This window comes from Gordonia sp. YY1 (assembly GCF_009872315.1).
GTDB classification, from domain to species: domain Bacteria; phylum Actinomycetota; class Actinomycetes; order Mycobacteriales; family Mycobacteriaceae; genus Gordonia; species Gordonia amicalis.
Genome location: NZ_WXYI01000026.1, coordinates 31,437 through 44,427 on the forward strand (window position 1 = coordinate 31,437; position 12,991 = coordinate 44,427).

At 69.7% G+C, this 12,991-nt stretch carries 3 protein-coding genes; 2 read left to right on the top strand and 1 reads right to left on the bottom strand.

Translation table 11 applies throughout. From position 1 onward, the window contains the following. Nucleotides 1-7 precede the first annotated feature (7 nt). Together BPODLACK_RS21960 and BPODLACK_RS21965 are read left to right on the top strand one after the other, a co-directional pair. Nucleotides 8-661, top strand: a complete 654-nt coding sequence (locus tag BPODLACK_RS21960) for a hypothetical protein (protein ID WP_159406237.1) — start codon at nt 8-10, stop codon at nt 659-661. Beyond that, nucleotides 658-3,039 (top strand): HelD family protein, encoded by a 2,382-nt coding sequence (locus tag BPODLACK_RS21965; protein ID WP_024499508.1) that lies wholly within the window; start codon nt 658-660, stop codon nt 3,037-3,039. Before BPODLACK_RS21960 ends, BPODLACK_RS21965 begins: the two co-directional genes overlap by 4 nt. Here BPODLACK_RS21965 and BPODLACK_RS21970 read toward each other — a convergent pair. Beyond that, nucleotides 3,011-12,976: a non-ribosomal peptide synthetase gene (locus tag BPODLACK_RS21970; protein WP_236577750.1), complete on the bottom strand. Its 9,966-nt coding sequence runs from the start codon at nt 12,974-12,976 to the stop codon at nt 3,011-3,013. The two genes, BPODLACK_RS21965 and BPODLACK_RS21970, sit on opposite strands and share 29 nt — an antisense overlap. Between the last annotated feature and the right edge of the window lie 15 nt (nt 12,977-12,991).

A 12,991-nucleotide genomic window follows, 5' to 3' on the forward strand; every position in this document is an offset into this window, starting at 1 on the left:
TCCCTGGGTGTCCGCGTCCGTTGTGGTCGATCACGTCCCATCGCTCCCGCCTCCGGGTACGCGTCTGGTGGTCGCGGTCGGTTCGAACGCGGCGCCGAGCGTCCTCCGCCGCAAACTCGGACACCTCGACGCTGCCGGCCTCCTCCACCTCCGGCGTGTGCGGGTCGCCAACATCACAGTCGGTCACTCCGCCCACGTCGCAGTCCGCGGATACATCCCTGCGGCACCTGTTCGCACAGCTCACGGCACATGGGAAACGGTGGCGGCCTGGCTGTCACCGCTCCAGACCGAGGCGCTGGACCTGACCGAACCCAACTACGATCGACGGACAGTGAACACGCACGACCATCCCCTCATTCTCGGAGACCCTCGGCTGCCCCACGACGGTCCCGCCACTCCGGACGAGTTCGACATCTACGTGTCGCGTCACGGAGTCCTCGCCGACCCCGCGACGGGAACGCCGCTGCCGTTCGGCAGCCAGGCACGCGTCGTCGGATGGCTGGACCAGCATCTGCACGACCCCGGCCTTCAGGGTTCGACGCCACAGGTCTGCGCGCGACTGGCGACCCCGGACCACGCGGCACGGATCACCGGGCTGATCAAGGACGCCGGGCTGGCACGGCCGGGGTGGCCCGTCGACGCGCGCGGAGGTGTGGCGTGACCGCCTTGTCCCCAGACACCGACACCGACTCGCGGATCAGCGAGGAACAGGAGCACCTCGATCGGGTGTACGGCCGTCTCGACCGGATGCGGCAGACCACCCAGCGGCGCCTGTCGTCGACCCTGAGCGAGCGCGGCGGAACCCCGCAGGCACGGTCGGAACGTGAGTCCTACGAGCGGATGTACAACGAGGATCTCGCGAAATTCGATGCCGCCGAACACAACCTGTACTTCGGCCGCCTCGACCTCGACGACGGCGAGATCCGGCGGATCGGTCGCATCGGTGTCCTCGACGACGGTCTGGGAGACGACGGGACGCACGACCACACCGCGACCGACGCGACGCTGCTGCTCGACTGGCGGGCCCCACTCGCACGCCCCTTCTACCTGGCCACGCCGGCCGCCCCCGAGGACGTCGCCCGCCGTCGCCACATCCGGACCCGCAGCCGCAGGGTCCGCGGGGTCAGCGACGAATCACTGACCGCCGGCGACGCCCTGCTCGACGACTTCGGCCACGGCGACGTCGTCAACGAATCCGCTCTCGTCGCCGCCCTGAACGCGGCGCGCACCGGCGAGATGACCGACATCGTCGAGACCATCCAGCGCGAGCAGGACCTCATCATCCGGTCGACACACCGCGGTGTGACGGTCATCCAGGGCGGTCCGGGCACCGGCAAGACGGCCGTCGCGCTGCACCGTGCCGCGTACTTGCTGTACACGCACCGCGAGATCCTCTCACGCAGTGGCATTCTCATCATCGGACCGAACGACGACTTCCTCAGCTACATCGGCCAGGTCCTGCCGTCGCTCGGCGAATCCGGCGTCCTGCTATCGACGATCGGCGACCTGTTCCCCGGCGTGCGGGCACGGAGCGAGGACCCGCGGTTCACCGCCGGCGTCAAGGGCGGGCTCCGGATGGTCGACGTCCTCAAACGCGCTGTGCGCGCGAAGCAGTCGTTGCCGTCCCGTCCCGAACCGGTGGACTTCGACGGCTATCGGGTCGAGATCGACTCCGCCCTGATCAAGGCGGCGCGTGCCAAGGCCCGTGCGACCCGGCGTGCACACAACCAGTCCCAGAGGGCCTTCCTGAAGGCCGGCCTCGCCGAACTCGCGGCGCGGCACGCCTCGACCATCGGCTCCAGTCTGCTCGACGGTTCTCAGCTCCTGAGCCCCGCCGACATCTCCGACATCCGCGACGACATGAGCGGCGACCCCGACATCCGCGCGGCGCTGCTGAAATACTGGCCCACCCTGACTCCGCAGGACATGTTGCGCGAGCTGTTCACCGACGAGCGTGCGATCCGCAAGGCCACGCCCGGCTGGTCCGACGCGGACCGGGCGGCCCTGCTGCGTGAACCGCGCACGTACTCGACCACCGGGGACGACTTCTCCCCCGCCGACGTGCCGCTGCTCGACGAGTTGGCCGAACTCATCGGGTACGGCACCGACGACGCCGAACGTGCCGAGCGCGCCCGCTGGCGTCGCCGGCTCGCCGAGGCCCAGGACGCACTCGACATCCTGACCGGTTCGGCCCCACAGGATCTCGAGGACGAGCTCGATCCCGAGATCCTGATGGCCTACGACCTGATCGACGCCGAACAGCTAGCGTCGCGCCAGACCGAGACCCGGCGCGCCACCACCGCCGAACGCGCCTACGGCGACCGCACCTGGACCTTCGGCCATGTGATCGTCGACGAGGCACAGGAGCTCTCGCCGATGGCGTGGCGGATGGTGATGCGCCGCATCCCGAACCGATGGATGACCATCATCGGTGACACCGCACAGACCTCCGACGAGGCGGGAACCCGGTCGTGGGGTGACGTGCTCGAGCCCTACGTCGCCAAGCGCTGGCAGTTCAAGGAACTGTCGGTGAACTACCGGACGCCCAGCGAGATCATGACCTACGCCGCGCGTGTCCTCGACGAGATCGGCAACGGTGAGACCGCGCCGACCTCGTTGCGCAGCAACGGTGTCGAGCCGGTCGCGATCCCGGTGACCGATGCCGGGGATGCGCAGAGCATCGCGACCGGTGTCCTGCGTGCCGTCGACCTGGCCGAACCCCAGGGGCTCACGGCGGTCGTCGTCCCGGACGCCCTTCTCGATGCGGTGAACGCCGCGCTGGACCCGGACGCATTCGACGCGACTGACGTCGAGACCCCGAAGGTCTACACGGTCCGGACCTGTAAGGGTCTCGAGTTCGACACCACGATCGTCGTCGAACCGGCCGCGATCATCGCGCAGTCACCGCGGGGTCTCAGCGATCTGTACGTCGCACTGACCCGCGCGACGCAGCGACTCGTGGTCGTTCACGGCGACCCTCTTCCCAAGGTGCTCTCCGACCTGCCGGCCGTCACCGGCGCCGTGACTCCGCGTCGTTGAGCGCCGCGTCGATCCGCGGACCGAACTCCGCCAGCGCCTGGCTGCCGACGATCCCGAGGTGGTCGGTGTCGATGTCGATGCGGGTGATGTCACCCCTCAGGTAGTGCGCCCAGCGGTTGGGCGCCTCGTCGGTCGAGTCCTCCTCGCCGTCGGTGGCGACGACGAGCATCGCGTCGCCGTCGTAGGGTCGCGGCCGGTGGGCGATGGTGCGTTCCGCAGAACTCGTCATACGCTGCAGCATCCGGTCGAAGGACTCCGCGTCGAGCAGGCCGAGTCCGATGGCCTTGTCCCGGATCGCGGCCGCGATGGTCTCCGGCGCGACGGACCCCGGATGGGCGGGGTCGACGAGCTCGTCCACGTCGATGACCGCTCGCCAGCCGCCGAGCAGCTCGGCGGCCAGCTCACGCGCATCGATGTCCAGCGACATCTCCCCGTCGTCGGTCCAGACGGTCGCCGGCTCGGCATCGTCGGCCGGGAAGCTGTCGAGCAATCCGAGGACGCCGACTTCCGCACCGCGCAAACGCAGTTCGACGGCCATTTCCTGCGCGATGAGACCGCCGATCGACCAACCCACGAGATGGTACGGGCCGTCGGGGGCGATGCGCCGGATCTCGTCGACGTAGCGCACGGCCAGGTCGTGCACGGTGGCGTCGGGGAGGTCGCCGGCCACCACGTACGGGTCCTGGAGTCCGTACACCGGCCGGTCGTCGAGGTGGGGTGCGAGACCGCCGAACAACCACGCCAACCCGTCTGCGGGATGCACACAGAAGACCGGGCTCCGCTTTCCCTCGCGGCGCAGCGGCACGACGACTCCGCCGTTTGCCGCAGCGGTGGGGCCACCGGCGCGTTCCGGGTCGCGGTGTGCGGCCAGCCGCGCACCGAGATCGCGAGGAGTCGGCCCGGCGAACACCCAGGCGACCTCGACCGGAAGGCCGGTGCGGCGGCGGAGTTCCGCGACGAGCCGCACCGCGGACAGTGATGTTCCGCCGACGTCGAAGAATCCCTGGACCGCGGTCGTGACCGGGACGCCGGTGACTCCGGACATGCACTCGGCGACGAGCACCTCCCACTCTCCGACCGGCGCCTCGGGCCGCTCCGGGACATCCGCATCGCGAGCGGCAGTGCCGATCATCGTCGACATCCGCGCATGGTCGGGCCGTCCGTCGTCATCGACCGGGATCTCGTCGACGATCGTCAGTGTCGACGGAACACAATGCGGGGCAATGCTTTCCACGGCAGATCGACGAAGATCGTCCGCCGTGATGTCGGCGTCGACGCTCACCCAACCGTGGATCTCGACACCGGCGGCGCACGGTATCGAGACGACGCCACTCGACCGCACACCGTCGAGATCGGCGAGCATCCTCTCGACCTGGTCGAGATCGACCCGCAACCCACCGATCCGGGCCTGACGGTCGAGGCGGCCGAGAACCTCGATCCGCGGTCCGCCACCGTCTTCCAGCCACCGTGCGAGCAGTCCGGTCGAGGAATCGTCCGACGTCGCGTCGGATCTACGCAGTTCACCGGGGATCCGCGGCGGCAGGAGTCGCCCGGCGGGATCGACGACGACGCCCGGTGCATCCGGAGAACGGAGTCGACGACGGTCGTCGTCGGTGACCAGATCGATCTCACCCAGATCCGTGGCGGTCGGGACGTCCGCGGTGATCGCATCGACCATGCGATGGAAGACGTCGCGGAACACCGCGACCGTCTCCGGATCGAAGAGCCCTGCCGCGTAGTCGATCTCACCGGCGATGACCATCCCGTCGACGGTGTTCGTCTCGGCGAGTCCGAGAGTCAGGTCGACCTTCGCCGGCGGCGGGCCGGGATCGACCGGTTGCACACGCAACCCGTCTACCTCACCCAACTGTGCGAGGGGCAGTTCGGCTGACCCGCCGGTGGTGTCCGCGAGGTAGTTGATCATGACCTGGACGAGAGGTGCGTGCGCTGTCGACCGTACCGGGGTGAGACGCTCGACGAGCGTCTCGAACGGGATGTTCGCGTGGGCGAACGCCGCCGCATCCGTCTCCCGCACCTGCTCGAGCAGATCGGCGACGGTGTCGTCGGGACCGAACGTCGTGCGCAGGACGACGGTGTTGATGAACATGCCGATCATCCGCGCGGTCGCGGCCTGCCCACGACCCGACACCGCGGCACCGATGCTGACGTCGTCGACGTCGGCGAGTCTGGCCAGGGTCGCGGCGAATGCGGCATGGCACACCATGAACGGCGTCACGCCGGACGCTCGTGCGGCGCGGGCGACCGCGCTGCTGCGTTCCGGGCCGAGATCGATCGGCAGTCGCCCGCCCCGATGGTCGACCACGGGCGGCCGCGGACGGTCCGTGGGGAGATCGAGCGCCGCCGGGATGCCGCCGAGCACCGTGGACCAGTAGTCGAACTGGGCTGCCATCAGCGAGGTCGGGTCGTCGAGGTCGCCGAGGGTCTCGCGCTGCCACAGGGTGTGGTCGGTGTAGCCGACCGGCAGCGGGTCCGGCACCGGGAGGTCGGTTCCCGCCGTGTGCTGTCGGTATCCACCCAACAGTTCCGTGGTCAGGATCTGCAGGGAGGCTGCGTCACCGGCGATGTGATGGATCACCACGACGACGCGGTAGCCGCCCTCGATGGTGGCCGTCGCGACCCGGATCGGCAGTTCGGTGGTGACGTCGAATCCCTCGCCGCAGAGGGCCATCGCATCGTCGATCCCGGTTGCCTCGTCCCACCGCAGAAGGGCGGCCGCCGCACTTGCGTCGACGACGAGCTGTTCGGGCACACCGTCGTGCGACATCGGGTACACGGTTCGCAGAGGTTCATGGCGTGCCACGACGTCGAGCAGGGCCGCACGCAGCGCGTCGAGGTCCGGGTCGCCGTGGACATCGAAGGCGACGGGCATGTTGTACACCGGCGACGTCACGTCGAACTGGTTGATGAACCAGATCCGTTGCTGCGCATACGACAGCGGAATCCGGTCCGGACGCGGCCGGTGGCGCAGCGGTTGAGCCGCGAGTCGCCGCTGGGTCAACGTCCGGGCGAGCTCTCGGACGGTCGGTGCACGGAAGATGTCGCGGATGTCGATGTCGACGCCGAGACGTTCGGCGACGCCGGCCACGACGCGCATCGCGGCGAGCGAGTGTCCGCCGAGGTCGAAGAACGACACCGTCACCGAGACCTCGTCGACCGCCAGGACATCGGCGAAGACCCCCGCGAGGGCACGTTCGATCCCGTCGGCCGGCGGGACGACTTCGGTCGTCACCGCGGTCGGTGCAGGCAGGGCCCGGCGGTCGAGCTTGCCGGTGGACGTCAGCGGAACCTCGTCCAGGACCACCCACTGGGTCGGTCGCATGTACTGCGGCAGGGTCTCGCCCACGCGTGTCCGCACCGCGTCGAGGTCGACGTCGCCGGCGAGGTATCCGACGAGGACCTCACCCGAGGCTCCGCTGCGCACGGTGACCGCGACGTGGCTGATTCCGCTGATCCGGGCGAGGATCGACTCGATCTCCGCCAGCTCGATGCGTTGCCCGCGGAGCTTCACCTGGAAGTCGGCGCGACCGAGGTACTCGAGTTCGCCTGTCGCGTTCCACCGCACCAGATCTCCGGTCCGGTACAGCCGGCCACCCCGGCCGCCGGTGGGATCCGCGACGAATCGTTCGGCGGTGAGATCCGGTCGGGAGGCGTATCCGCGGGCCAGCTGGCCGCCGCCGACGTAGAGTTCGCCGATGACCCCGATCGGCGTGGGCTGCAGCCGGTCGTCCAGGACCCAGGTCGTGGTGTTCGCGATCGGCCGGCCGATCGGGACCGTCACGTCGTCGGGCCGGAGCCGGTGTGCGGTGACCTCGACCGCGGCCTCGGTGGGCCCGTACAGGTTGTCCACGCGCGCATCGGGGACGAGGGCACCCATCGCATGCGCGGTGGCCGCGGGCAGCGCTTCACCCGAAGCGTGGACACGGCGCAACGACGCCAGGGCCGCACGCCGCCGAACGTCGTCTCCGACGTACTCGACGAAAGCCGCCATCATCGACGGCACGAAGTGGATCGACGTGATCCGCCGTCGCCGGACCTCGTCCAGAACGTAGGCCGGGTCGATGTGCCTGCCGTCTTCGGCGATCACCAGCCTGGCTCCGGCCATCAGCGGCGCGAACAGCTCCGGCACCGACACGTCGAAGGTGGCCGGGGTCTTCAGCATCACCACGTCGTCGGCACTCAGGGGTTCCCGGACGTGCATCCACGCGAGCCGGTTGAGCACCGCTCGGTGACTCACCGTGACCCCCTTGGGCGTTCCTGTCGAACCCGAGGTGAACAACGTGTAGAGCGCGTTGTCCGGATTCACCACCCGACGGAATGCGGTGCGGGACACCTCGGCGACATGGGCTTCCGCGACCGGGGTTTCCGAGTCGACGACCAGCACCTCCGGCGCGACGCCGACCAGGACCTCGGGCCGCGGGTCCGCGGCCAGGATCACCGAGATCGATGCGGCGTCGATCATGGCCGCAAGACGTTCCGGTGGCGTCGCCGGATCGATGACGACATAACCACCACCGGCGGCGACCACGCCGTGGATCGCCAGGACGAGCTCGACTGACCGCGGGATACACACGCCCACGGCGACATCCGGCTCGACACCGTGGTCCGCCAAGCGGTGCGCCAGGGCGGACACCCGGGCGGTGAACTCCGCGTACGTCAAGGTCCGCTCGCCCGCCACCAGCGCGACCGCATCCGGTGCACGTCGGGCCGCCACGTCGACGGCATCGGAGACGGTCGACCAGGGCACGGACAGTTGCGGACCGGCGACCAGTTCGGCGATCCGTGCGCGTTCGGCATCGTCGGCGAGATCGATCTCGCCGACCGGCCGATCATCGATCTCGCGCGCGGTGAGTGCCTCGAGCACCCGTACCAGCCGCGTGATCATCACCTCGATGGTCGACGCGTCGAACAGGTCGGTGGCATAGACGATCTCGACCGGCCAGGCCCCACCCGTGTCGACGGTGACCGCCACCGTCATGTCGAGCTGCGTCGTCCCGGTGGACACCGCGATCGGGTCCAGCCGGAGTGCACCGAGCGCATCGTCCGCCCCGGCCGTCGCCGTGGTGCCGGCTCCGCCGGCGGTCGCCGGGGCGGCGGATGCGTGCAGCACCGACAACATCACCTGACTCAGCGGGGCGAACGCCTCCGACCGTGCCGGGGACAGCCGGTCCACGAGGTAGTCGAACGGCACATCCGCGCGCGCGAGCGCGTTGACGTCGTCGATGCGGACGCGGTCCAGGAAGTCGCGGACGTCGAGGGCCGGGTCGACCTCGCTGCGCAGGACCAGGGTGTTGACGAACATGCCGACCAGGTCGTCGAGATGAGCGTGGCCACGACCGGCGACCGGTGTGCTGATCGCGATGTCACGGCTCGCCGACAGCCGGGCCAGCAGGATCGCCAGCGCCGCATGGATCGTCATGAAGTCGGTGATCCCGCGGTCCCGGGACGAGGCCGAGATGCGAGCGGCGAGGTCGGCCGGGATCTCCGCGGTCACGCGTCCCCCACGCTGGGAGGCGACCGGGCGCCGCGGACGGTCCGTCGGCAACGGGAGGAGGTCGGGCAGGCCCGACAACCGGTTGACCCAGTACCCGACCTGCGTCCCGAGGACCGAGTCAGACGCGTTGACGTTGCCGAGTGTCTGTCGTTGCCACAGAGCGTGGTCGGCGAACTGGACCGGGAGTTCGGTGAAGGCCGGTGGATGTCCTTCGGCGCGCGCGAGATACGCGGTCCACAGATCGGACAGCAGCGGTCGCATCGACTCGCCGTCGGCCGCGATGTGGTGGACCAGGATCACCAGGATGTGTTCGGCGTCGTCTGTTTCGCCACCCCGGGCCACGCCCAGAAGCCGCACACGCAACGGGATCTCGGTGGTGATGTCGAACCCGGGCGGACCGAGCATGGTGGACAGCTCCCCCATGTCAGCAGAGATGAGCGCGTCGGCGGCCACGGTGTCGGAATCCCACCGCAACGCCGCGCGGGCGTCGTCGACGGTCAGGATTCGCTGGAAGGGTTCACCCGCGTCGGCGGGGAAGACGGTCCGCAGGATCTCGTGCCGCGCGAGCACATCGACAACGGCGTCGAACAGCGCCGACGAATCGAGCGCACCGCGCAGCCGCACGGCCATCGGGATGGTGTAGGCGGCCGAATCCGGTTCGAAACGATTGAGGAACCAGAGACGTTGCTGCGCGTACGACAGCGGGATCCGAGCGGGCCGATCGACGACTCGGACCAGTGGTGCCGGTGGTGGTTCGGAGTCGTATGCGGTGTCGATGCGGCGAGCGAGCCTGCGCACCGTCGTGAACTCGAAGATGTCGCGGACACCCAGCCGGACGCCGAAACGATCTCCGGCACGCGCGCTCAACCTGGTCGCCGACAACGAGTTTCCGCCGATGTCGAAGAAATCCGCGGTGGCCGAGACCTTCTCGAGGCCGAGGACGTCGGCGACGATCGCGGTGAGGATTCGCTCGGTGTGACCCGACGGCGGAGTGTGGGCGCCGGCCGCGTCGTCGGTGTCGATCTCCGGCAACCGGCCGCGGTCGATCTTCCCGACGGGATTGCGCGGGAGTTCGTCGAGGACACAGAGACGCGCGGGAACCATGTACGGCGGCAGCTGTGCGGCCAGATGCTCGCGGAGGTGCGCGATCTCGAGGCCGACGCCCGGATCGGCGGGTTCGACGTAACCCGCCAGCTCGGTGACCGGGTCGCCCACGCCGACGACCACGGCGTTGCGGACGGCCGGGTGAGCCGTCAGGGTCGCCTCGATCTCCCCGAGCTCCAGTCGCTGACCTCGCAGCTTCACCTGGAAGTCGCTCCGTCCGACGTAGGTCAGTTCGCCGGTGCGCGAACGACGGACGAGATCGCCGGTGCGATACATCCGGGTGCCCGGTGATCCGAACGGTGCCGGCACGAAACGCTCCGCCGTCAGCGCCGGCCGTTCGTGGTAACCGCGGGCGAGCTCACCACCGGCGAGGTACAGCTCGCCGACGACGCCGGGCGGCACTGCATGGAGTCGCCCGTCGAGGACGTGTGCGGTGACGCCGGGTACGGGACGACCCAGCCGGACCGACTCGTCGACGCCGATCGCCGGCGAGGTGACGCTGATGATGGTCGTCTCGGTGGGCCCGTAACCGTTGTGGAAGGAGGTGTGGCCGGCCCACCGGTCCTTCTCGGCGTCGGGGACGGCTTCGCCGCCGACGAGCACGTTGGTGAACGGCAGCGACGCCGGATCGGGCAGTGAGGCGGCCACCGAGGTCACCAGGAACGCGTGCGTGGTGCGGTGCGTCGTGATGAACTCCGCCAGTTCGCGTCCGCCGTAGATCTCCGGCGGTACGACGACGAGGGTCGCCGCGCTGCCGTAGGCGCCCAGGACCTCGAGGATTGCGGCGTCGAAGGCGGGTGAGCTGATGCCCAGCCATCGGGACGACGGTCCCGAGCCGTGACGGTCGCGGAGCAGCGCGGCCACTCCCGCCAGGCCACGGTGGGTGACCAGCACCCCCTTGGGCACACCGGTCGAACCGGAGGTGAAGATCATGTACGCACCGTCATCCGGGTGCACCGGGCGTCGAATCGAGGGCGGGCGCCGATGATCTCGGGACCGGAGTGCGGCGGCACGGTCGGCGTCGAGACGCAACCAGACCAGGTCCTCGCCGGCAGTCTCCACCGAGCCGTCGGTGAGACCCACCCGCGCACGTGCCGCGCTCACCACGCGGGCGATGCGTTCAGCCGGATAGCGGGGATCGACCGGGCAGTACACCGCCCCGGTCTTGGCGACCGCCCACAGTGCGAGCTGTGCCCGTGCCGACCGTCCCAACGCACACACGACGACGTCGTCCGGGCCGACGCCCTGCTCGACCAATTCGGCGGCGAGATGAGAACTGGCGTTGTCCAACTCGTCGTATGTCCAGGTACCGAGGTCATCGATGACGGCCGGGTGGTCGCCGCGCGACCGGACGGCGGCGGCGAACAGATCAGGAAGCAGCACGACGATCGGGTCCGGGTCACCGGAGCTCAGCGGACCCGAGTCCTCGTCTCCGGCGAGCAGGTCGAGATCGCCGACCGGCGTGGTCGTGTCGACCACCGCCGCGACCAGAAGCTTGACGAAGCGGTCGGCCAGACGCCGGGCGTCGGCGTCGTCGTACAGGTCGGTGGCGTAGGTGAGGGTGCCGCGCCACGGGGCGCCAGCCACCGGATCGGTGCGGACCGCGACGGTGAGGTCGAACTTGGCGGAGTCGTCCGCGACGGACACCGGGCTGATGTCGAGACCGGCGAGTTCCGCTGACAGGTCGCCGGACAGCGTTGCGGTGTCGGCGACGTCGGAGGTCGTGAGAAGGACCTGGACGAGTGGTGCGTACGACTCCGCACGGGCGACGCCCAGTGCGTCGATCACCTCGTCGAAGGGAACGTCGGCGCGCGCGAGGGCGTCGAGGTCGCCGTCGCGGATCTCGCCGAGCAGGTCGGCGAAACCGGCTTCCGGCGCGACCCGGCTGCGCAGTGCGACGGTGTTGACGAACATGCCGATCAGGTCGTCGGTCTCGCCGTCGCGTCCCGCGGTGGCGGTGCCGATGACGATGTCTCCGCTCCCGGAGAGCCGGCCCAGCAGGGCCGCGAGGGCTGCGTGCAGCACCATGAACGTGCTGGTCCCGGTGGCACGTGCGAGCTCGCCGGCGGCCAGGGCGGTCCGGCCCGGGATGGTGAAGTCGACCGTGGCGCCGCGTGTCTCGCGGGTCGCCGGTCGCGGGTACGTGGTCGGGAGATCGAGGAGCGCGGGCGCGCCGGCGAGGTGGTCCGCCCACCACTGCCGCCGTGCGGCCGCGTTCGCGTCGCCGTGGCCGAGTACCAGGACGTGATCGGCGTACTGGCGACGCAGCGGCGCCCAGTCCGGCGCGCGGTCGTCTCGCCGGGCGACGTAGGCGGTGAGCAGGTCTCGGGCCAGGACAGGGCCGGACGCCCCGTCGGCGGCGATGTGGTGGACTGCGATGACGAGCAGCGCACCATCCATCGCGTCGGAATGCAGGCGCGCCCGCAGCGGCCGGTCACGGGTCAGGTCGTACGGCACCGCGGTGACGGCCAGCGCCTCGGCGTCGGAATCGACGACCAGCCAGTCGAATTCCACGTCGTCGGCGATGAGTTGATGCGGTCTGCCATCCGGTCCGATCGGATAGGTGGTCCGGAGGATCTCGTGCCGCGCGACCACATCACCGATCGCGGCGCGCACGTTCTCCGCGCGGACCCGTCCCCGAATCCGGAACCCGAACGGGATGACGTACGACGCGACCTCGGGTTCGTACTGGTTGATGAACCACATGCGACGTTGCGCACCGGAGAGCGGCAGGACCGCAGGCCGGGGCGACGGTCCGGACGGCCGCTCGTCCGTCGCGAAACCGGGTGCCGCGACGGAATCGTCCGACGCCTCGATGCGAGACGCGAGACCACGAACCGTCGGGTCGTCGAACACGTCACGAACGGTCACGGTGACACCGAGTGCACGTCCCAGTCGCGAGGCGAGACGGGTTGCCGCCAGGGAGTTCCCGCCGGCGTCGAAGAAGCTCGTACCGGCCGAGATCTCTTCGACGCCGAGGACGTCGGCGACGATCTCGGCGACGGCGGACTCGACGGGCGTGGCGGGGGCGACGTACTCGTCCGCTGCGAACTCCGGTAGCGGGAGTGCCTTGCGGTCGATCTTGCCGGCGGTGTTCGACGGCATCTCGTCGAGGATCACCCATGAGGTCGGACGCATGTAGCCGGGCAGTTTCTCGACGACGGTCCGGACGGTGTCGAGGTCGACGTCCGGACCGGTCAGGTGTGCGACGAGTTGTTCCCCGGCCGGCAGCTCCATGACGGACACCACGACCTGGGTCACCCCGGGTGCGGTCTGCAGGACCGACTCGATCTCCCCCAACTCGATCCGCTGCCCCCGCAACTTCACCTGAAAATC